This is a genomic window from Streptomyces sp. P5F9, assembly GCF_057961495.1.
In genome coordinates, this window is the sequence record NZ_JBXVPZ010000049.1 from 1 (window position 1) to 21,027 (window position 21,027).

At 68.8% G+C, this 21,027-nt stretch carries 21 protein-coding genes and 1 tRNA gene; 15 read left to right on the forward strand and 7 right to left on the reverse strand.

The annotated features are described in order from the left end of the window. Positions 1 to 287: 287 nt before the first annotated feature. Positions 288 to 1,040 (forward strand): MBL fold metallo-hydrolase, encoded by a 753-nt coding sequence (locus tag AC31A1_RS11520; protein WP_489653174.1) that lies wholly within the window; start codon positions 288 to 290, stop codon positions 1,038 to 1,040. A gap of 62 nt (positions 1,041 to 1,102) precedes the next feature. Here AC31A1_RS11520 and AC31A1_RS11525 read toward each other — a convergent pair whose 3' ends face one another. The 3 genes from AC31A1_RS11525 to AC31A1_RS11535 form a co-directional block, all read right to left on the reverse strand. Continuing rightward, positions 1,103 to 1,588 (reverse strand): hypothetical protein, encoded by a 486-nt coding sequence (locus AC31A1_RS11525; protein WP_489653175.1) that lies wholly within the window; start codon positions 1,586 to 1,588, stop codon positions 1,103 to 1,105. A gap of 76 nt (positions 1,589 to 1,664) precedes the next feature. Further along, entirely contained in the window at positions 1,665 to 2,915 is a 1,251-nt protein-coding gene (locus AC31A1_RS11530) for a PTS transporter subunit EIIC (RefSeq protein ID WP_489653176.1), read from the reverse strand. Between the two features lie 205 nt (positions 2,916 to 3,120). After that, a complete protein-coding gene (locus tag AC31A1_RS11535) occupies positions 3,121 to 4,413 on the reverse strand; it encodes a PTS transporter subunit EIIC (protein WP_489653177.1) in 1,293 nt (430 codons plus the stop codon). A 15-nt stretch (positions 4,414 to 4,428) separates the two neighbouring features. Between AC31A1_RS11535 and AC31A1_RS11540 the strand changes: the two genes are divergently transcribed. From AC31A1_RS11540 to rdgB, 4 genes are all read left to right on the forward strand, one after another. Continuing rightward, positions 4,429 to 4,788: a PTS sugar transporter subunit IIB gene (locus AC31A1_RS11540; protein ID WP_281169871.1), complete on the forward strand. Its 360-nt coding sequence runs from the start codon at positions 4,429 to 4,431 to the stop codon at positions 4,786 to 4,788. Positions 4,789 to 4,938: 150 nt separating this feature from the next. Continuing rightward, positions 4,939 to 5,676, forward strand: a complete 738-nt coding sequence (rph, locus tag AC31A1_RS11545; RefSeq protein ID WP_489653178.1) for a ribonuclease PH — start codon at positions 4,939 to 4,941, stop codon at positions 5,674 to 5,676. 141 nt (positions 5,677 to 5,817) lie between these two features. Further along, entirely contained in the window at positions 5,818 to 6,237 is a 420-nt protein-coding gene (locus AC31A1_RS11550; protein ID WP_489653179.1) for a hypothetical protein, read from the forward strand. 31 nt (positions 6,238 to 6,268) lie between these two features. Beyond that, positions 6,269 to 6,871, forward strand: coding sequence for an RdgB/HAM1 family non-canonical purine NTP pyrophosphatase (gene rdgB / locus AC31A1_RS11555; RefSeq protein ID WP_489653180.1), 603 nt, complete (start codon positions 6,269 to 6,271; stop codon positions 6,869 to 6,871). A gap of 40 nt (positions 6,872 to 6,911) precedes the next feature. Here the strand turns inward: rdgB and AC31A1_RS11560 are convergent. Further along, positions 6,912 to 6,994 (reverse strand) — tRNA-Leu (locus AC31A1_RS11560). 401 nt (positions 6,995 to 7,395) lie between these two features. On the opposite strand from AC31A1_RS11560, the gene AC31A1_RS11565 reads away from it, so the two are divergent. Then, positions 7,396 to 7,941: a GNAT family N-acetyltransferase gene (locus AC31A1_RS11565; RefSeq protein ID WP_489653181.1), complete on the forward strand. Its 546-nt coding sequence runs from the start codon at positions 7,396 to 7,398 to the stop codon at positions 7,939 to 7,941. 12 nt (positions 7,942 to 7,953) lie between these two features. On the opposite strand, the gene bcp is transcribed toward AC31A1_RS11565, so the two are convergent. Beyond that, positions 7,954 to 8,421, reverse strand: a complete 468-nt coding sequence (gene bcp / locus AC31A1_RS11570) for a thioredoxin-dependent thiol peroxidase (RefSeq protein ID WP_489653182.1) — start codon at positions 8,419 to 8,421, stop codon at positions 7,954 to 7,956. 94 nt (positions 8,422 to 8,515) lie between these two features. Between bcp and AC31A1_RS11575 the strand changes: the two genes are divergently transcribed. Together AC31A1_RS11575 and AC31A1_RS11580 are read left to right on the forward strand one after the other, a co-directional pair. After that, the gene (locus tag AC31A1_RS11575) at positions 8,516 to 8,863 is read left to right on the forward strand and encodes a DUF3618 domain-containing protein (RefSeq protein WP_489653183.1); all 348 of its coding nucleotides are present in this window, start codon (positions 8,516 to 8,518) and stop codon (positions 8,861 to 8,863) included. A gap of 56 nt (positions 8,864 to 8,919) precedes the next feature. Continuing rightward, a complete protein-coding gene (locus tag AC31A1_RS11580; protein ID WP_393762146.1) occupies positions 8,920 to 9,276 on the forward strand; it encodes a GroES family chaperonin in 357 nt (118 codons plus the stop codon). A gap of 105 nt (positions 9,277 to 9,381) precedes the next feature. Here AC31A1_RS11580 and AC31A1_RS11585 read toward each other — a convergent pair whose 3' ends face one another. Continuing rightward, complete coding sequence (locus tag AC31A1_RS11585) at positions 9,382 to 11,817, reverse strand: transglycosylase domain-containing protein (RefSeq protein WP_489653184.1); 2,436 nt, start codon at positions 11,815 to 11,817, stop codon at positions 9,382 to 9,384. 221 nt (positions 11,818 to 12,038) lie between these two features. Here AC31A1_RS11585 and AC31A1_RS11590 point away from each other — a divergent pair, with 221 nt between their 5' ends. From AC31A1_RS11590 to AC31A1_RS11605, 4 genes are all read left to right on the forward strand, one after another. After that, the gene (locus AC31A1_RS11590; protein ID WP_489653185.1) at positions 12,039 to 12,839 is read left to right on the forward strand and encodes an ABC transporter permease; all 801 of its coding nucleotides are present in this window, start codon (positions 12,039 to 12,041) and stop codon (positions 12,837 to 12,839) included. Positions 12,840 to 12,927: 88 nt separating this feature from the next. Further along, positions 12,928 to 13,704, forward strand: coding sequence for an ABC transporter permease (locus AC31A1_RS11595; protein ID WP_489653205.1), 777 nt, complete (start codon positions 12,928 to 12,930; stop codon positions 13,702 to 13,704). A gap of 2 nt (positions 13,705 to 13,706) precedes the next feature. Beyond that, positions 13,707 to 14,684 (forward strand): ABC transporter ATP-binding protein, encoded by a 978-nt coding sequence (locus tag AC31A1_RS11600; RefSeq protein WP_489653186.1) that lies wholly within the window; start codon positions 13,707 to 13,709, stop codon positions 14,682 to 14,684. Positions 14,685 to 14,737: 53 nt separating this feature from the next. Further along, positions 14,738 to 15,595, forward strand: a complete 858-nt coding sequence (locus AC31A1_RS11605) for a DUF1707 SHOCT-like domain-containing protein (RefSeq protein WP_489653187.1) — start codon at positions 14,738 to 14,740, stop codon at positions 15,593 to 15,595. A 97-nt stretch (positions 15,596 to 15,692) separates the two neighbouring features. On the opposite strand, the gene AC31A1_RS11610 is transcribed toward AC31A1_RS11605, so the two are convergent. Then, positions 15,693 to 17,054 (reverse strand): SGNH/GDSL hydrolase family protein, encoded by a 1,362-nt coding sequence (locus AC31A1_RS11610; RefSeq protein WP_489653188.1) that lies wholly within the window; start codon positions 17,052 to 17,054, stop codon positions 15,693 to 15,695. Between the two features lie 106 nt (positions 17,055 to 17,160). On the opposite strand from AC31A1_RS11610, the gene AC31A1_RS11615 reads away from it, so the two are divergent. The 3 genes from AC31A1_RS11615 (at position 17,161) to AC31A1_RS11625 (ending at position 20,661) form a co-directional block, all read left to right on the forward strand. After that, positions 17,161 to 18,513, forward strand: coding sequence for a DUF445 domain-containing protein (locus tag AC31A1_RS11615; RefSeq protein WP_489653189.1), 1,353 nt, complete (start codon positions 17,161 to 17,163; stop codon positions 18,511 to 18,513). Between the two features lie 65 nt (positions 18,514 to 18,578). After that, positions 18,579 to 20,108 (forward strand): MFS transporter, encoded by a 1,530-nt coding sequence (locus tag AC31A1_RS11620; protein WP_489653190.1) that lies wholly within the window; start codon positions 18,579 to 18,581, stop codon positions 20,106 to 20,108. Between the two features lie 85 nt (positions 20,109 to 20,193). Continuing rightward, positions 20,194 to 20,661 (forward strand): hypothetical protein, encoded by a 468-nt coding sequence (locus AC31A1_RS11625; protein ID WP_489653191.1) that lies wholly within the window; start codon positions 20,194 to 20,196, stop codon positions 20,659 to 20,661. Positions 20,662 to 21,027 lie beyond the last annotated feature (366 nt).

The following is a 21,027-nucleotide window of genomic DNA, read 5'->3' on the forward strand; positions in this document are numbered from 1 at the left end:
CCCGTCAACGAGCGTGGCGACCAGCGCCAGCAACACCACAGCCGCGAGCGCGAGCCACCAGTACGTGTTCATACGAACGACCGTACCGGCGCGCAAACAACGCCGCGCGCCCTCTCGCAGACCCCACGCGCCCCGGTTCCAGCCGAACCGGTGACACCACAGGTGAGTTCCCCCACAACAGCCCTTGGCGGAGGAGCGACCGGCCCTTTTGCGCCTTACGCTCGACGGACCGCACGACCCCCGTCACCCAACTCCAGAAGTTACCCGCCAGCGGAGGTTTCTGCTTTATGAAGCTCACCGTCGTCGGCTGCTCGGGGTCGTTCCCGTCCGCGGAATCGGCCTGTTCGAGCTACCTCGTAGAGGCCGACGGCTTCCGGCTGCTCCTCGACATGGGCAACGGCGCCCTTGGCGAGCTGCAGCGCCACTGCGGTCTCTACGACCTCGACGCGATCTTCCTCAGCCATCTGCACGCCGATCACTGCATCGACATGTGCGCGTACTTCGTCGCGCGCTACTACCGCCACGACGGCGGCCGCTGCGACCCCATCCCGGTCTACGGCCCCGAAGGCACCGAACACCGGCTGACCACGGCCTACGCCGACACCCCCACCGCCTCCTCCATGAGCGAGGTCTTCGACTTCCACACGGTGAAGCCGTCCACGTTCGACGTCGGCCCCTTCACCGTGCACACCGAGCGGGTCCGCCACCCCGTCGAGGCGTACGGCATCCGCGTCGAGCACGGCGGCCGGTCCCTGACGTACTCCGGCGACACGGGCGTCAGCGAGTCCCTCGACGAACTCGCCCGGGACACCGACCTGTTCCTGTGCGAGGCCGCGTTCACGCACGGCAAGGAGAACATCCCGGACCTCCACCTCAACGGCCGCGAGGCGGGCGAGACGGCGACCAGGGCGGGGGTCAGGCGGCTGGTACTGACCCACATCCCGCCGTGGACCGACCCCCAGGCCAACCTGGCCGACGCACGCGAGGCCTTCGACGGCCCGGTGGAACTGGCGGCGCCGAGAGCGTCGTACGAGATCTAGTTCTGCGTACGCGAAGGCCCCCGGTTCCGAAAGGCGCCGGGGGCCTTGCCGTGTCCGGGGACTCACCGCAGCAGGCTGCCGCCGTCCACCGTCAGGACCTGGCCGGTCAGTGCCTCCGTGCCGATCACCGTCGAGACCGCCTGGCAGGCCCTCGGCCTGGGCGGGCTCGAAGCCGGGCAGACCGTGCTGGTCACCGGCGCGAGCGGCGCCATCGGCGGATGGGCGGTCCAGCACGCGGCGGGCCGCGGCGCCAAGGTCGTCGCCGTGGCGTTGGACGGCGACGAGAAGTACGTCGAAGGTCTCGGCGCCGGCATCGTCCTCGGGCGCTCGCACGATGCCGGGGAACTGGCCGCCACCGTACGGAAGTCGGTGCCCGGCGGGGTCGACGTCGTCGTGGACCCCGCCGGTATCGGCGGTGACCTGATCCACGCCGATGTCGCCGACGGGAACAAGAGGACCCGCATCGGTCTGACCCTGCCGCTGACCGAGGCGGCGGAGGCGCATCGCAGGAGTGAGGACAGGTCGGTGCTCGGGAAGATCGTGCTCACGGTCCGAACGGGCGGAGCTACGACGATGCCCGGCCCGGAAGCGAACTCCGGGCCGGGCATCAGGCGTTGGACGGGCTCACGCCTTGGTGAGGTCCTCGATCTCCTCCTCGGGCTCGCGGCCCGGGGTGGGGAGGTTCCACTTGGTGATGGCGAAGCGGAAGACGAAGTAGTAGACGGCGCCGAAGACCAGACCGATCGGGATGATCAGCCAGGGCTTGGTGGCGAGGTTCCAGTTGAGGGCGTAGTCGATGAAGCCCGCGGAGAAGGTGAAGCCCGCGTGGACGCCCAGGGCCCAGGTGATCGCCATGGACAGGGCGGTCAGCACCGCGTGGATCGCGTAGAGGACCGGGGCGATGAACATGAACGAGAACTCGATCGGCTCGGTCACGCCGGTCACGAAGGACGTCAGCGCGAGCGAGATCATCATGCCTGTCACGGCCTTGCGGCGCTCGGGGCGGGCGGTGTGCGCGATGGCGAGCGCGGCGGCCGGCAGGCCGAACATCATGATGGGGAAGAAGCCCGACATGAACTGTCCGGCGGTCGGGTCACCGGCGAAGAAGCGGGTGAGGTCACCGTGGACGACGGCGCCGGAGGAGTCCTTGTAGTCGCCGATCTGGAACCAGGCCACCGAGTTGACGAACTGGTGCATGCCGACCGGGATCAGACCGCGGTTGATCAGACCGAACAGACCCGCACCGAACGCGCCGAGACCGGTGATCCACTCACCGAAGTTCGAGATGCCCTCGCCGATCGGCTTCCAGATCAGACCGAAGAAGACACCCATGATCGTGCCGACGAACGCCATGATGATCGGCACGAGGCGGCGGCCGTTGAAGAAGCCGAGCCAGTCGACCAGCTTGGTCCGGTGGAACTTCTGCCACAGCACCGCGGAGAGCAGACCCATGATGATGCCGCCGAGGACACCGGGGTTGTTGTAGGTCGCGGGTACGTCCGCGCCCTTGAGGATCTGCGCGTCGGTGACCGGGAAGGCCTTGAGCACATTGCTGTAGACGAGGAAGCCGACAAGCGCCGCCAGCGCGGTGGAACCGTCGGACTTCTTGGCGAAGCCGATCGCGACACCTATACAGAACAGGAGCGGCAGGTTGTCGAAGATCGCGCCACCGGCGGTGGCGAAGACGGCCGTCACCTTGTCCGGCAGGTGCAGCTTGTCGTGGATGTCGGCCTGACCGAACCGGAGCAGGATGCCCGCCGCCGGAAGTACAGCGATCGGGAGCTGTAGGCTGCGGCCGATCTTCTGCAGGCCCTGGAACAGGCCGGATCCCCACTTCTTTGTGGGGGCCGCCGTTGGCGCGGTGGCGGTGCTCATAGACTTCCTCCATCGGGTGGTGGTCTACACCACTCAGTGGTGTAGACCTGTTGTAGCAGATGAAGTCCGCATAAAGGAACCCGCTGAATCTGCGACTGAATCGCTACGCGACGTACACGGTGGCGTACACGACGGCGTACATGGTGAAGGGCCCCCGGACCGATGGTCCGGGGGCCCAACTCGCTTGCCCTGCCTGCCTGTTCCGTCAGGCCTTGGTGACGTCCTCGTGCTCGTCCTCCGGCTCGCGCCCCGGAGTCTTCAGGTCGAACTTCGTGATCGCGAAACGGAAGACGACGTAGTACACCGCCGCGAAGCACAGCCCGATCGGAATGATCGCCCACGGTTTCGTCGCCAGGTTCCAGTTGATCGCGTAGTCGATCAGCCCCGCCGAGAAGCTGAACCCGTCGTGCACCCCGAGCCCCCAGGTCACCGCCATCGACACACCGGTCAGCACCGCGTGAATCGCGTAGAGGACCGGCGCGATGAACAGGAACGAGTACTCGATGGGCTCGGTGATGCCGGTGACGAAGGAGGTCAGCGCGACCGAGAGCATCAGGCCGCTCACCTCCTTGCGACGGCTCGGCTTCGCGCAGTGTGCGATCGCGAGCGCCGCCGCCGGCAGCGCGAACATCATGATCGGGAAGAACCCCGAGGTGAACTGCCCCGCGTTCGGGTCACCCGCCAGGAACATGTTGATGTCACCGTGCACCACCGTCCCGTCCGGCTTCGTGTAACTGCCGAACTGGAACCAGATGGGCACGTTCAGGAACTGATGCAGCCCCACGACCAGCAGCGCCCGGTTGGCCAGACCGAACACCCCCGCGCCCACCGCACCCCGCGCGCTCAGCCAGTCGCTGAAGTGCTCAAGACCGGTGCCGATCGGCGGCCAGACCCACAGCGCCACCGCCGCGACCGCGATCGCCACGAACGACATGATGATCGGCACCAGCCGCCGCCCGTTGAAGAAGCCGAGCCAGTCCACCAGCTTCGTACGGTGGAACCGCACCCAGAAGAACGCGGTCAGCAGCCCCAGCACGATCCCGCCGAACACCCCGGGATTCTGGTACGTGAACGCCGAGACCGAGTGATCGGCGGCCTGGCACCCGATCCCGGGCAGCGCGTTCGTACCACCCGTGCAGTCCTTCGGGAACTGGCGGAGCACGTTGTAGTAGACGAGGAAGCCGACGAGTCCGGCCAGTGCCGTCGACCCGTCCGACTTCTTCGCCATCCCGATCGCGACACCCACACAGAACAGCAGCGGCAGCCCGAGCTGCCCGTCCAGCAGCGCCCCGCCCGCACCCGCCATCACCTTCGAGACATTGGTCCACCCCAGCCCGTCGTCCCCGAACACGTCCGGCTGCCCGAGCCGGTTGAGGATGCCGGCCGCCGGCAGTACGGCGATGGGGAGTTGGAGACTGCGGCCCATCTTCTGCAGCCCCTGGAACAGGCTTCCCCAAAGGGTCCGCCCAGGACGGGCGGCGGCACTGTCGGCACTCATGGACGCCCCTCGGTAATGTGGTGTAGACCAGTTGGCGACGTGATCGTCACCATCATTCGGCACGCACGACATGACCGCTCGCGAAGCTGGGCCAACTGTGGGTTACTGCGACAAAGCGGTTCGGATCAGGGAGAGAACAACATGGCCACCAAGGCTGAGAAGATCGTCGCCGGGCTGGGCGGCATCGACAACATCGAAGAGGTCGAGGGCTGCATCACCCGCCTGCGCACCGAGGTGAAGGACCCCGCCCTGGTCGACGAGGCCGCCCTGAAGGCCGCCGGCGCCCACGGCGTCGTCAAGATGGGCACGGCGATCCAGGTCGTCATCGGCACCGACGCGGACCCGATCGCGGCGGACATCGAAGACCTGATGTGAAGCGCGGGGATCGTTCCCGGCTTTGACCCGAGCGCCGACCCCGGCCTCACCTACGGCGTCACGCGCTGAGGGGCTCTTCCCGCCGCGGACTGAGGGGCTCTTCCCACCGCGGGAGGAGCCCCTTCCTCATGTACCACTAGGCTCTTCGCCATGTCTCGAATCGACGGCCGCACCCCCGAACAGCTCCGCCCCGTCACCATCGAACGCGGCTGGAGCAAGCACGCCGAGGGCTCCGTCCTCGTCTCCTTCGGCGACACGAAGGTCTTCTGCACCGCCTCCGTCACCGAAGGCGTCCCCCGCTGGCGCAAGGGCAGCGGCGAGGGCTGGGTCACCGCGGAGTACTCCATGCTGCCCCGCGCCACCAACACCCGCGGCGACCGCGAGTCCGTCCGCGGCAAGATCGGCGGCCGCACCCACGAGATCAGCCGCCTCATCGGCCGCTCGCTCCGCGCGGTCATCGACTACAAAGCCCTCGGCGAGAACACCATCGTCCTCGACTGCGACGTCCTCCAGGCCGACGGCGGCACCCGTACGGCGGCCATCACCGGCGCGTACGTCGCGCTCGCGGACGCGGTGACCTGGGCCCAGGGCAAGAAGCTCATCAAGGCCGGCCGCCAGCCCCTCACCGGCACGGTCTCCGCGGTCTCCGTCGGCATCGTCGGCGGAATCCCGCTCCTGGACCTCTGCTACGAGGAGGACGTCCGCGCCGAGACCGACATGAACGTCGTCTGCACCGGCGACGGCCGCTTCGTCGAGGTCCAGGGCACGGCCGAGGCCGAACCCTTCGCCCGCGACGAACTCAACGCCCTCCTCGACCTCGCCGTCACCGGCTGCGACGAACTGACCGCCGTACAGCGAAAGGCACTTGAGGCCGCGCTGGAGAAGTAAGAGGCTGGGACGGTCAAGTAAAGGGCGTACCAAGAGAGGCGGGCTGCGGGGTCAACCCGGCGGCCCGCCCCCGCGTCCCTACGCATACGGAACGGAAACGGGGACGGCCGCCCAGGCCCACCCAGGGGGAGGCACGGAACAATGGCCGCAAGCCGACGAAGCGGACGAAGCCGCAGCAGTCGACGCCGTGTCGCCATCGCCGCCACGGTGGCGGCGATCGGCCTCACCGCCGGCCTCGCCACCGGCTGCGACGCCGTCGACAAGGCCATCGACTGCGTCCAGACCGCCGACACCATCGCCGACAGCGTCACCGGCCTCCAACAAGCGGTGGAGAACGCGGCCAACGACCCCACCCAGACCGACGCGTCCCTCAACTCCATCGAGAAGGACCTCGACAAGATCGGCGACAAGACCGACAACGCCGACGTCAACAAGGCGGTGGACAACCTCGACAAGGCCGTCGACAACGTCCGTACGGCGGTCAAGAACGGCGACGACACACCTGACATCAGCCCGGTCACGGACGCGGCGGGCGAGCTGACGAAGGTCTGCACGTCGTAGTCGTACGGCGGAGGTTGGGATACTGACCGGCATGACACGCCTGATCCTCGCCACCCGCAACGCTGGCAAAATCACCGAACTGAGGTCGATCCTCACCGCCGCGGACCTGCCCCACGACCTCGTCGGCGCGGAGTCCTACCCCGACATCCCCGACGTCAAGGAAACGGGCGTGACCTTCGCGGAGAACGCCCTGCTCAAGGCCCACGCCCTCGCCCAGGCAACAGGCCTCCCGGCGGTGGCGGACGACTCAGGCCTCTGCGTGGACGTCCTGAACGGCGCCCCCGGCATCTTCTCGGCCCGCTGGTCCGGCCAACACGGCGACGACCAGGCCAACTTGAACCTCCTCCTGGCCCAGCTCTCGGACATCGCGGACGAACACAGGGGCGCCCACTTCGCCTGCGCGGCGGCCCTTGCCCTGCCGGACGGCACGGAACGGGTGGTCGAGGGCCAGCTGCGGGGAGTGCTGCGCCATGTGCCGGTGGGCACGAACGGCTTCGGCTACGACCCGATCCTCCAGCCGGAGGGGGACACGCGGACGTGCGCGGAACTCACGGCCGAGGAGAAGAACGCGATCAGCCATCGGGGGAAGGCGTTTCGGGCGTTGGTGCCGGTGGTTCGGGAGTTGTTGGGGTGACACGCGGGGGGCCGCCCAATAGGACGGCCCCCTCCACAGGTGCGGCCTGAGGGATTCGAACCCTCACGGGATTTCTCCCATCGCGCCCTAAACGCGAGGCGTCTGCCGTTCCGCCAAGGCCGCCCATATCGGTCATTGCGCTCGACCTGTAGGCCCAGTGTACGGGGAGATCAGGTCACCCGGCGAGGGGTATCGACCCTTTCCGGCGGCACCACGTCTCCGTCAGTGCATGGCAGTTGGGGCACAGGTATCGCAGATTCTCGCGACGGTTGTCGCGCCAGTCCCCGTTGACATGGCCGATCTGCAAAGTGATCGGCTGCCCCAGCCACTCCCCTTTGTTGCCAAGCTTCAGAGTCGCTTCGCGCAGCGAGGAGGATGAGGCGGCGGCTTCGGCGACGACTGGTGCGAACGGAGTAACGAGAGGCTTATCGGACAGTCACGACTGAAACGTCAAGCGGTTGGTAGACTGGGGGTCGCTGAAGCCTTCCAGGAGCGGACTCTTGTCCGCCCGGGAGGCTTTTTTCATGACCTCTTTCATCGCAACGGCACACGTGCACGTACGACCGGCCACCCCCGCCGACCGCCCCACCGTCGAGCGGCTCTGGCTGATGTTCCGCCATGACATGTCCGAGTTCGCGGCCGGCGGGCAACTCCAACTGCCCAATCCAGACGGCACGTTCCGCAGTGAGCGGGTGGACGCGGCGTTCGACGGCAGGGATGGGGACTGGGCGCCGTATCTCTTCTGGAGTGGCGAGCATCCCGTCGGGTTCGCCTTCGTGCGGGCGGTCGGGGCGCCGACCCGGATCCTCAACAGCTTCTTCGTCGTGCGCGGTGTCCGGCGGGCCGGGGTCGGGATGCGGGCCGTGCGGGATGTTGTCGCGCGGTATCCGGGGGAGTGGGAGGTCGCGTTTCAGGACGCCAATCCGGGGGCCGTGGCGTTCTGGCGGCGGGTCGGTGAAGAGCTTGCCCCGGGGGAGTGGGGCGAGGAGCGCAGGCCGGTGCCCGGACGGCCCGACCTGGCTCCTGATGTGTGGGTGTCGTTCAGGTACGGAGAGGCGGCAGGGGCCTAGAGGACCGGAGTCCTAGATACCCAGGTCCTTGATGATCTTCGCCACGTGGCCCGTCGCCCGGACGTTGTACAGCGCGTGTTCGACCTTGCCGGACTCGTCCACGATGATCGTGGAGCGGATCACGCCCATGTAGGTCTTGCCGTAGTTCTTCTTCTCGCCGAAGGCCGCGTAGGCGTCGAGGACCTTCTTGTCGGGGTCCGCGAGGAGGGTGACCTTGAGGTTCTCCTTCTCGCGGAACTTGGCGAGCTTCTCCGGCTTGTCCGGGGAGATGCCGATGACGTCGTAGCCGGCGCCCGTCAGCAGGTCCAGGTTGTCCGTGAAGTCGCAGGCCTGCTTGGTGCAGCCGGGGGTCAGGGCCGCCGGGTAGAAGTAGACGATGACCTTGCGGCCCTTGTGGTCGGCGAGGGACACCTCGGTGCCGTCGGCGTCGGGGAGCGTGAAGGCGGGGGCAACGTCCCCGGGCTGGAGTCGTTCACTCATCGCGCTAGCGTAACCGGGGGTGCTGACAGTGCACTCCGCGCGAGAGCTGACAGACTGTCCGGCACAAGTACCAGCAGACTTCGGAGGCCGTACGGTGACGGACACGTCGAACACGCCGGACACCAGAACCCCGGCGCAGATCGAGGCGGACATCAAGCGTCGCCGCGATGTCCTCGCCGACACGCTCGACGAGATCGGGGTGCGGGTGCACCCGAAGACCATCGTGGGCGACGCGAAGGCCAAGGTCGCGTCGAGCGTCGATCACACCCTCGGCAGGGCGTACGTCGGCGTCAACCGGGTCGTCGGTGACATCAAGGGTCAGTTCGTGGACGAGGAGGGTGCGCCGCGTGTCGAGCGGATCGTTCCTGTCGCTCTCGTCGCCGTCGGCGTGGTGGGCCTGTTCGTCCTCGGCTCCCGGCGCCGTAACGGCCGTAAGGGCTGAAACCGTGTGCCACCCGCCCGCGTACGGACGGGTCCTGGGCAGGTAGGTTCGTGGGCGTGAGCGCCAAGAGAGACGAGCAGAGCACCCAGCACGACAAGCTGCCCATCCGGATGCTGCACGACCGTGTGCTCGTGCGGCAGGACAAGAGCGAGGGCGAGCGGCGTTCGGGTGGCGGGATCCTGATCCCCGCGACGGCGGCCGTGGGGCGCCGACTGGCCTGGGCCGACGTCGTCGCCGTAGGCCAGAACGTGCGGACCGTGGAGCCCGGCGACCGGGTCCTCTACGACCCCGAGGACCGCGCCGAGGTCGAGGTGCGCGGGGTCCCCTACGTCCTCATGCGCGAGCGGGATCTGCACGCCGTGGCCGCCGACCGTTTCGAGGGGTCCGAGGACTCGACGGGTTTGTACCTGTAGGAAGCACATCCTGTAGCACGAAGGCCGAAGGGGCCGGTGACCATCGTCACCGGCCCCTTGCGCCGTGCGCCCCCGTTCAGCGACCGCCGTCACTGAGAGCAGCGGTCACTCCTTCTTACGACCCGTGCTCTGCGGGCCCGCCGTCGTCCCCCCGGTCGTCGTGCCGCCGGTGGTGCCGTCCGTCGTCGTGCCCGTCGTGCCGCCCGTCGTCGTGGTCCCGCCGTCCGTGGTCGTGCCCGTCGTGCCGCCGGTGGTCGTGGTTCCGCCGTCGGTCGTCGTGCCGCCCGTCGTCGTGGTGCCGTCCGTCGTGGTGCCCGTCGTGCCGCCGGTCGTCGTGGTGCCGCCGTCGGTGGTGGTTGTACCCCCGTCGGTCGTGCCGCCCTGTGTCTGCCCCTGGCCGCCGGTGGTCGTCGTACCGCCGTTGTTCTGGTCGCCCGTCGTCGCCGGCCGGCTGGGCTGCAGGCTCGGGGGTGCGACCGTCTCGGCGCCGTCCTGGAGCTGGAGGTCGAAGTCGCTCGCCTCGGTGCCCTTGAGGGCGGACTTGGTGAACTGGGCCCAGATCTCGGCGGGCGCCCCGCCGCCGTTGACGCGTTCGAGGCCCATCGCGCCGTAGAGCGACTTGTGGGCGGCGGTGGTCGGGTCCTGGCCCATGACGGAGACGACCGTCGCCAGGTCGGGGGTGTAGCCCGCGAACCAGGCCGCCGTGTCCTCCTCGGCCGTGCCGGTCTTGCCGGCCGCCGGGCGGTCGGCGCCCTGGGCCGCGGTGGCCGTGCCGTTGTCGACGACACTCTGAAGGACCGAGGTCGTGGTGTCGGCGGACTCGCGGCTCACCGCGCGGGTCGTCTTGTTCTCCGGCAGTTTGATGTCGTTCGTGCCGTCCTTGGTGATCTTCGAGATCATCGTGTACGTGTGCCGCTCACCGTGGTTGGCGATCGTGGCGTATGCCTCGGCCATGTCGAGGACGCTCGCGGTGGACGGGCCGAGCGCGATGGACGGGGTCGCGGTGAGGTCGGGGGTGTCGGACGGGATGCCGAGAGCGATCGCCGTCTGCTTCACCTTGTCGGGGCCCACGTCGACCGCCATCTGCGCGTACACCGAGTTGACGGACTTGTCCGTCGCCGTACGGACGGTGATGTCGCCGTAGGAGGCCTCGTCCTCGTTCTCAGGCGCGTACGAGCCGCCGTTCCAGCCTTCCACGGGGCGCTTGTTGGTGCCGTCGTAGTAGGTGTTGGGCGTGATGGTCTGGCCGTCCTGCGTCTGCGAGTCGTTCTGGATCGCGGAGGCGAGGACGAACGGCTTGAAGGTGGAGCCGACTTGGAAGTCGCCGCGGGTCGCGCCGTTCGTGTACTGCTTCACGTAGTCGATGCCGCCGTACATCGCGACGATGTGGCCGGTCTTGGGATCGACCGAAGCGCCGCCCGCGCGCACGTAGTTGTCGACCTTGCGGCTCTTCTTGTCGAGCTTGGACATGACCTGGTCGTCGACGGCCTTCACGAAGGCGTCCTGCTTGCTCTTCTGGAGCGTGGTGGTGATGCGGTAGCCGCCGGCTTCGAGGGTGTCCGCGTCGATGATCTTGTTGGTGGTGAGGTAGTCCTTGATCGCGCCGACGATGTAACCCCGCTGTCCGGACATGCTCGTTGAGGCCGTCGCCTCCTTCGGCATGGGGAACTTCATGCCGGTGCGCGCGGACTGGGTGAGCCAGCCCTTCTTGACCATGCCGTCGAGGACGTAGTTCCAACGGGCCACCGCGGCGGCCTTGTTCTCCGGATGCGCTACGACGTCGTACTCGCTCGGCGCGTTCAGCAGTGCGGCGAGGTAGGCGCCGCGGCCGGCGTCGAGTTCGGTGGCGTCCTTGCCGTAGTAGGCCTGGGCGGCGGCCTGGATGCCGTAGGCGTTGCGGCCGAAGTAGCTGGTGTTGAGGTAGCCCTCCAGGATCTCGGACTTGGACTCCGTGCGGTCCAGCTTGATCGAGATGAAGAACTCCTTCACCTTGCGGGTGACGGTCTGTTCCTGGCCCAGGTAGTAGTTCTTGACGTACTGCTGGGTGATCGTGGAGCCGGACTGGGTGCCCTTGCCGGTCGCCGTGTTCCAGGCGGCGCGGACCATCGCCTTGGGGTCGACGGCGGACTCGGTGAAGAAGTCCCGGTCCTCGGCGGCCAGTACGGCGTGCTGGGCGTTCGCGGAGATCTGGGCGAGGCTCACGTTCTCGCGGTTGACCTCGCCGTCGCGGGCGAGTTGGGAGCCGTCCGCGTAGAGGTACACGTTGGACTGCTTCATCGCGAGGGCGTTGGCGGGCGGGATCTTGACCAGCGAGTAGCCGAGGAAGAAGGCGCCGATCAGCAGTGCCACGAGCGCGATGAGCCCCGCGAGCGTCATGCGCCAGGTCGGGATGGCCCGCCGCCATCCGGTGCGCTTGGGCCGCTTCGGCTTCTTGGGCTTCTCGCCGCCGGGCGCGCCGTGCGCCTCGGGTGCGGCGGCCGCTTCCGGCTCTCTCGGTGCCCAGCCCTGGTTCGGCTGCTGCGGCTGCGGCTGGTCGCTCATGTCGTGCACGGACTCCTGTTTCGCGTCGTACCGTCCCGCACTGCCTCGTACGTTCCTGTACGGCCTTGTGCGCTTCTGCGCCCCCAGACGAAGACTCTCGCACCATGCGTTCCGTTCCCGCCGATCGGCACGCACTTGCCCGGAAAATGCGTGGCGTGCGTCACCACCTGCGGACTAGGCTCCTGCGCTTCGGTGTCAAGACAGGGTGGAGGGTGGTTTCTGTGGGCGCTGGGCGGTTGTACGCGGCCGTCGCGGCGGGGGGTTTCAGGCGGTACGCGACGTACCGGGCGGCGACGCTCGCCGGGGTCTTCACCAACACCGTCTTCGGTGTCGTCCTCGTCTACACCTACCTGGCGCTGTGGGATCAGCGCCCGCATCTCGGGGGGTATGACCAGGCGCAGGCGGTGACGTACGTGTGGCTGGGGCAGTGCCTGTACGCGACGCTGGCGATCCAGGGCGGCGGGTTCGAGAAGGACCTGATGGAACGGATCCGCACGGGTGACATCGCCGTCGACCTGTACCGGCCCGCCGACCTCCAACTCTGGTGGCTGGCGAGCGACTTCGGGCGGTCCCTGTTCCAACTGCTGGGCCGGGGCGTGATTCCGTTCACGTTCGGCGCGCTGTTCTTCCCGATGGCGCTGCCCACGGACGTCATGTCCTGGGCGGCTCTCCTGGTGGCCCTGCTGCTGGCGATCCTCGTCAGCTTCGGCATCCGCTACCTCGCGGCGCTGAGCGTGTTCTGGCTGATGGACGGCACGGGCATCAACCAGGCCATGATGATCCTGGGGATCTTCTGCTCGGGCATGGTGCTCCCGCTGAACGCGTTCCCGGGCGCGCTCGGCGACATCGTCCGCGCGCTGCCGTGGGCGGCGCAGATCCAGATGCCCGCGGATGTGCTGATGGGGAAGACCGATCCGCTCCACGCGTACGCCTTCCAGGCGGCCTGGGCGGTGGCGCTGCTCGCGGCGGGGCGGCTGATGCAGTCGGCGGCTACGCGGAGAGTGGTGGTGCAGGGTGGCTGAGACGACCCGAACGAGTGAGGGAGTGCCCTTTAGGCACGCGGGTGACGGTGAACTCCCGCGCTGGCGCGAGGGGTTGCGTGCCTACGGGATGATCGCCGGGATGTGGATCCGGTCGAGCATGGCCTACCGCACGTCCTTCGTCATCACCGTGATCGGCAACCTCCTGGTGACCGGCCTCGACTTCGCCACGATCCTGCTGATGTTCTCCCAGGTCCACTCGCTGGGCGGCTGGTCACTGCCCGAAGTCGCCTTCCTCTACGGCCTGTCGGCGACCGCGTTCGGCATCTCCGACCTGGTGCTCGGCTCGATGGACGTGCTCGGCGCCCGCATCCGCGACGGCTCCTTCGACACCCTGCTCGTGCGCCCGGCACCGGTGCTGGCTCAGATCGGCGCCGACCGGTTCGCGCTGCGCCGGCTGGGCCGGATCACCCAGGGCGGCCTGGTGCTCGGGTACGCGCTGCTCCACATCGACGTCAACTGGACTGTCGGGAAGCTGCTGTTGGTGCCGGTGATGCTGCTCTGCGGCGCGGCGATCTTCGGGGCGCTGTTCGTGGCGGGCGCGGCCTTCCAGATCCTGGCGCAGGACGCGGCCGAGGTGCAGAACGCGTTCACGTACGGCGGCAACACCCTGCTGTCGTATCCGCCGGTGGTGTTCGGCAAGGACTTCGTGCGGGGCGTGACCTTCATGCTGCCGCTCGCCTTCGTCAACTGGGTGCCCGCCTCCTACGTGTTGGGGCGGCCGTACCCGCTGGATCTGCCGCCGGGCGCTGCGTTCGCCTCGCCCCTGGTGGCCCTCGCCTTCTGCGCGCTGGCCGGGCTGGCCTGGCGCTCCGGGCTCAAGTCATACCGAAGTACTGGGAGTTGACGGTGACAGAGCAGGCGTTCATCGAACTGGACCGCGTCGAGAAGGTCTTCGACGTGCGCAAGAAGACCGGGTTCATGAAACGGGAGCGCCGGCAGGTGCGGGCCGTCGACTCGATCTCCTTCACGGTGGCACGCGGCGAGATGGTCGGCTACATCGGTCCGAACGGCGCCGGGAAGTCGACCACCATCAAGATGCTGACCGGCATCCTCACCCCGAGCGGGGGCCGGCTGCGGGTCGCCGGCATCGACCCGTCCCGCGAACGCACCCGGCTCGCGCACCGTATCGGCGTGGTGTTCGGCCAGCGGACCACACTCTGGTGGGACCTCCCGCTGATCGACTCGTACAAGCTGATGCACCGCATGTACCGCATCCCCGACGCCCGTTACGCCGCGAACCTCGACCGCTGTGTCGAACTCCTCGAACTGGGCGCCCTGTTGGACGTCCCGGTACGCCAGCTCTCCCTGGGCCAGCGGATGCGCGGCGACATCGCGGCGGCCCTGCTGCACGACCCCGAGGTGCTCTACCTCGACGAGCCGACCATCGGCCTGGACGTCGTCTCCAAGGCCAAAGTCCGGGAGTTCCTGCGGGAGTTGAACGCCGAGCGGGGCACCACGGTCCTGCTCACCACCCATGACCTCCAGGACATCGAGCAGCTGTGCTCCCGCGTGATGGTCATCGACCACGGGCGCCTGATGTACAACGGCCCGCTCACCGGGCTGCACGAGGTGGGGGAGAGCGAGCGGACGCTGGTGGTGGACCTGGAACGGGAGTTGCCCCCGATCGAGGTGCCGGACGCGCGGGTCGTGAAGGTGGAGGGCCCCCGGCAGTGGCTGGCCTTCCCGGCGTCGGAGTCGGCGGCTCCGCTGGTCGCGCGGATCGCGGCGGAGTACCCGATGGTGGACCTGTCGGTGCGCGAGCCGGACATCGAGGCGGTCATCGCGAAGATGTACGCGGAGCAGGCGGAGCAGGCGTTGTCGTAGTCCCGCGCGGTCCCTCATAGCCCTGCGCGGAGTGACCTCGTAGGCTGCTCTGTATGACCGACGACGCAGTCCCGGAACTCCGCGCATCCGACGCCGACCGTGAGCGAGTCGCCGAGGTTCTGCGCGACGCCGTCGCGGAGGGCCGCCTCGACATGGAGGAGTTCGAGGAGCGTCTGGAGGCGACCTACAAGGCGCGGACGTACGGCGAACTGAAGCCCATCACCCAGGACCTGCCGGTCGCCGGGGTCACCCCGCCGCCGGTGAACATGGTCAAGGAGCCGGTGGACAGCGGGAGTTGGGCCGGACGGATCGTCGGCGGCGAGGGCTCCTCGACCGGTGCCGTGGCCATCCTGTCCGGGTTCCAGCGCAAGGGGCGGTGGACGGTCCCGAAGCGGTTCACCTGCTTCTCGTTCTTCGGCGGCGGCGAGATCGACCTGCGCGAGGCGAACTTCGCGGACCGTGAGGTCGAGATCAACTGCATCACGATCATGGGCGGCGCCGAGATCATCGTGCCGCCGGGCGTCGAGGTCGTCGTCCGCGGCATCGGCATCATGGGCGCCTTCGACCACAGCCAGGAAGGCGTGCCGGGCGACCCAGGCGCCCCCCGCGTGATCATCACCGGCTTCGCCTTCTGGGGCGGCGTCGGCGTGGAACGCAAGGTGACCCGCGCGGAACGCCAGCGCCTCAAGGAGGAGCGCCGGCAGGGGAAGCTGGAGCGCGGCTCGTCCGCCAAGCAGCTCTACGGCTCCCACCGCGACGCCCTGTCCGGCCTGCACGACGCCCACCGCGAGGCCATGGACGAACACCGCGAGGCGATGCGACGCCGGCACGAGGAGCGCAGGGAACGGCACGAGGAGCGGCGCGAGCGGCACCGGGACCGGCGGGAGCGCAGGCACCGGGACTGGGACTGAGTTCCCGAGGCTCGGGACTGGGACTGAGTTCCCGAGGTTTTCGGGAGGGCGCCGGGCGGCTCGGGACGCCGCTGAGCCGCCGCCTCACCACCTGGACCTACAACTGGGCGGGGACCGCGCCCTTGAGGTCCGCCAGGTCGATCGTCGCGGCCATCTTCCGGTAGCCGCGGTCGCTGGGGTGGAGATGGTCGCCCGAGTCGTACTCGGAGGCGAACCGGCGCGGGTCGTACGGGTCGCGGAGCGCCTTGTCGAAGTCGGCGACCGCGTCGTAGACCGTGCCGCTCCTGATCGCCGCGTTGACCTGCCGGCGCACCGCGTTCCGGGCCGCCGAGTAGCGGGGGTGGCCGCCGAAGGGCATCAGGGTCGCGCCGATGACCTTGATGCCGCGGGCGTGGGCCTGGCGGACCAGGGTGCGCAGGCCGGTGAGGACCCGGTCGGCGCCGGCGCCGTGCAGGACGTCGTTGACGCCGAGGTCGATGACGACGACCTTGACGTTCGGACGGCCCAGCACGTCACGGCCGAAGCGGACGAGGCCGCTCTGGTTCTCGGCGGGCCGGCCGGCGAGGCTGGTGAGTATCTGGTTGCCGCTGATGCCCTCGTTGACGACGCTGTAGCGCGGCACGTCCTGCCCGGCCGCGACGGCCGCGTGCAGCCGCTCCGAAAAGGCGTCCGGCCAGCGGCGGTTGGCGCTCTCCGTCGAGGTGGACCCGTCGGTGATCGAGTCGCCGAACGCGACGACCGTGCCGTTCGCCTGGTCGCTCAGCACGTCCACCGCGGTCAAGTAGCGCCAGATCGCGGTCCGTTCGCGGTACGGCGTGCCGGTCGCGTCCTCAGTGTGGTCGCCGTCGGCGAGATAGGAGATCTGCCGCGCGTACGGGTGGTAGGTGGCCGGTCCCGACGCGGTGGGGGAGTAGGTGGTGACCAACAGGTCGGCGCCCGCCGGGACTTGGAGGCGTACGGCGTCGCTGAGGGTCTGCTGCCCGGCCGGGATGGTGACCGAGGTCGCGCCGCCGAAGGTCAGCCGGCGCATGGTGCCCGCGGCCGCGGCGGAGCTGTCGCGGGCGGCGGCGAGGGCGATCGAGGCGTGCGTGATGCTGAGCGGGGCCTGGCCGTAGAGGTTGGAGAGGGTGATCCGGGCGCCCGCGCCGCCGGCGCTCGTGTGGACGATGTTGCGCACCGAGCGGCCCGCCATGCCGGTCTCCTCCGTGCCGACTTCGGCGCGAACCGGGGCGGCGGCCCAGGCGCCCACCCAGGTTCCGGCGGAGGCGGGGGCGGCGGAGTTGCCGCCGGAGCGTGAGCCGGAGGAGTTCTTGCCGTCGTCGCCCCGGCTTCCGTCGCCTGCGGCGGCCCCGACGTATATGCAGGCGGAAAGGACCGCGATCAAGGTGATGATCGCGGCCAACAGGGCACGCTGCTTCGTGGGGGACACCCCCGCACCCCCGGCACGTCGCTTGGTCACGCGGTACGGATCTCCTCGGGTGGGTGGCAGGGCCCTGCCAGTTTGCCCGATCGGGTCAGTGCGGGAACTCCTGTTCCGTTCCGGGAGTCGGTCAGGAAGGGACAATATGCACGGTACCGGCGAACGGGTGGAGCGGATGGAACGTACAGAAGTGGGACTGGGGGCGGCGACCGAGCGTGACGGGTCCCGCCGCACGATGACCACCTTCAGCGCGGCCGACCAGGAGCGGCAGCGCGGCGTCCGCCGGATGAAACTGACGGCGCTCGCCCTGTTGCTCTTCGTGGCCGTCGTCTACGTCCTCGCGAAGTGGGCGTCGCATGCGGGCGCCGGTCCCTGGGCCGGCTATGTCGCCGCGGCGGCCGAGGCGGGCATGGTCGGCGCGATGGCCGACTGGTTCGCGGTCACCGCCCTCTTCCGTCACCCGCTGGGCCTGCCCATCCCGCACACCGCGATCATCCCCACCAAGAAGGACCAACTGGGCGTCTCCTTGGGCGAGTTCGTCGGCGAGAACTTCCTCTCCGAGGAGGTCGTACGGCAACGCCTGCGCGCGGTCGGCATCGGCAGCCGCCTCGGCGCCTGGCTCGCCGTACCGGAACACGCGGACCGCGTGACGGCCGAGCTGTCGGCAGCGCTCCGGGGTGCCCTCACGGTGCTGCGGGACTCCGACGTCCAGGCGATCGTCGGCGAGGCGATCACCCGCCGCGCCGACGCCCAGGAGATCGCGCCCGGGATAGGGAAGACGCTGGAGAAGATCGTCGCCGACGGCGGTCACAAACGGGTCGTGGACCTGATCGTCACCCGCGCGCACGACTGGCTCGTCCTGCACGACGAGCAGGTCATGGACGCGGTCGAGGGCGGCGCGCCCGGCTGGACCCCGAGGTTCGTCGACAAGCGCATCGGCGAGCGCGTCTACAAGGAACTGCTCCGCTTCGTCACCGAGATGCGGGACATGCCCTCCCACCCGGCCCGCGGCGCCCTGGACCGCTTCCTCGGCGACTTCGCCGCCGACCTCCAGTCCGACACGGAGACCCGCGCGCGCGTGGAGCGCCTCAAGGGCGAGGTCCTCGGCCGCGGCGAGGTCCAGGACCTGATCGCCAGCGCGTGGACGTCCGTACGCTCGATGATCGTGTCGGCCGCCGAGGACGAGCGCAGTGAGCTACGGCTGCGGGTGCGGGCCTCGCTGCTGTCGCTGGGCGCGCGGATGGCCGTAGAACCGAAGCTGCGGGAGAAGGCCGACGGCTGGGTCGAGGGCGCGGCGGTGTACGTCGTGACGACGTACCGCAAGGAGATCACCTCGCTGATCACGGACACGGTGGCCGGCTGGGACGCCGAGCACACCACCCGGAAGATCGAGGCGAACATCGGCCGTGACCTGCAGTTCATCCGGATCAACGGCACGGTGGTGGGGTCGTTGGTGGGCTTGTTGATCTATACGGTGTCGAGGCTGGTGGGCGTGTAGGCGGGGTGTAGGGGCCGAATCCCGGGGGCACCCGGAGGGGGTTCGCTCGACGAGGAGGAACCCCGATGGCCAGTGCGAGTGCGAGTGCGAGTGCGAGTGAGGGCGCGAGTGCCGACAGCCCTGCCGGGAGCGGTGGCCGGACGATCACCTCGTCCATCCCGGCTCGTCTCGACCGCCTCCCGTGGTCCCGCTGGCACTGGACCATCGTCATCGGCCTCGGCACCGTGTGGATCCTCGACGGCCTGGAGGTCACGGTCGTCGGCAACATCGCGAGCCGCCTCTCCGAGCCGGGCAGCGGGCTGCCGATCAGCTCCGGCCAGGTCACCGGTATCGCGGCGGCGCTGTATGTGGCGGGAGCGTGCTCGGGCGCCCTGTTCTGGGGCCACCTCACCGACCTCTACGGCCGTAAGAAACTCTTCATGATCACGCTGGTCGTCTATCTGGCGGCGACGGCCCTCACCGCGGCCTCCTTCTCCACCTGGTGGTTCTTCGCGTTCCGCTTCCTCACCGGCTTCGGGATCGGCGGCGAGTACGCGGCGATCAACTCCGCGATCGACGAACTGATCCCGGCGTACTGCCGGGGCCGCGTGGATCTGGTCATCAACGGCAGCTTCTGGGTGGGCGCGGTGGGAGGTTCGTTGTTGTCGATCGTCGCGCTGAACACCAACATCTTTGCGGCGGACGTGGGTTGGCGACTGACCTTCGCGCTGGGCGCCGTGCTTGCTCTGGTCATTCTTCTCGTACGACGGCATGTGCCGGAGAGCCCGCGCTGGCTGCTGATCCACGGGCGGGACCGGGAGGCGGACGAGGTGGTGACGTCGATCGAGCGCCGGATCGAGGCTGAGCAGGGTCGTGAACTGCCGCCCGCCGAGGGCGAGATCACCATCCATCAGCGCAGGAGCGTCTCGTTCGTGGAGATCGCCCGCACGATCTTCCGTGACTATCCGAAGCGCGCGACGCTCGGCTTCTCGCTTTTCATCGGCCAGGCGTTCCTCTACAACGCGATCACCTTCGGCTTCGGCGCGATCCTGACGAAGTTCTTCAACGTGCCGACGGGCAACACCGGTTACTACTTCGCGGTCATCGCGGTGGGCAACTTCCTGGGGCCGCTGCTGCTGGGCAAGCTGTTCGACACGGTCGGACGCCGTGTGATGATCTCGTCGACGTATCTGCTCTCGGGGCTGTTGTTGTTCGGCACGGCCTGGCTGTTCGACCGGGGTTCGCTGAGCGCGACCACGATGACGGCGTGCTGGTGCGCGGTCCTGTTCTTCGCGTCGGCGGGCGCGTCCAGCGCGTATCTGACGGTGTCGGAGATCTTCCCGATGGAGACCCGGGCGATGTCGATCGCCTTCTTCTACGCGCTGGGTACGGCGGCCGGTGGCATCAGCGGGCCGCTGCTCTTCGCGGACCTCACGGGGACGGGGAAGGTCGGGGACACGGTGCTCGCGTTCCAGATCGGGGCGGCGCTGATGTGTGCGGCGGGGCTGGTGGCGGCGGTGCTGGGGGTGCGGGCGGAGAGGCGGTCGCTGGAGGATGTGGCCACGCCGTTGACGGCGGTGGAGGGGCCTGTCGCTACGGCGCCCTCGACACCGTGAGGGAATCCTCGGCCGGCATCTGAGTACCGGCATCTGAGTACTCGTACTCTGTCGCGGTCCCGGCGGCGGGGGAACCCTCGTACGTATGACCGAGAAGCTGCTGAGCCCCCTGCGGACGCGCTCCTGGCCGGAACGCTGGCTGACCCGCGTGCTCGGTGCCGGGGTCGCGACGGCGGCGTACGTCGGCTGCGTTCCGTCGGGGGCGGTACCGGTGCCTGTGCCGGTGCCTGTGCCGGCGGCTGACGAGGCGTTCGGTGGCGGCGGGGTGGTGCTCGCGGTGATCCTGGTGTCGTTGGCGGGTTACTTCGGCCGTAGGGACGATCTGGCCTGGCCGTTGCTGTTGGTGGCGGTGCCGCCGGGGGTGCAGATGTACGTGTCGTTCGAGGTGGAACAGCCGCTGGCTTGGGCGTTCGCGACGCTGGTGATCGCGGCGGGGGTGTTGATCGCGGCGACGGTGGGGCGCTGTTTCAGGCCGCGTGGCGCGGAGGATGCGGCGTCGTCGGGTGCGGGTCCGGTGGGGGCTGGTCGCGCAGTTCCCCGCGCCCCTGGGTGAGTGGGGGTGCGGCGCCGCGCCGGGGGGTGTCCGTCCTCGGATCGGCGCGAGAGCCGTTGCTCAGCGGCTTGACCGTGTTTGACGCGCCGACCGCTGCGGGCGGACACCCCCCGACACGTCGCCTTGCCGCCGTACGCGGGTGGCGGAATCACGCTGGTAGCAGGTAATTCCATTCAGGCGATAAGAATGGCCTGGCAAATTCCTAAGTGAATTCTGTGAATTCATGCCGCGTTGCTGTGCAACCTGAAACTTATTTTACCTGCGTGACCATCCATTGAGATTCAGGTGAGAACGTCGATAATCTTGTCAACGATCGCGCGAGCGGCCGACCGGCGCCGCCCCCTGCGTGTCTCACCCCTGCCTGCG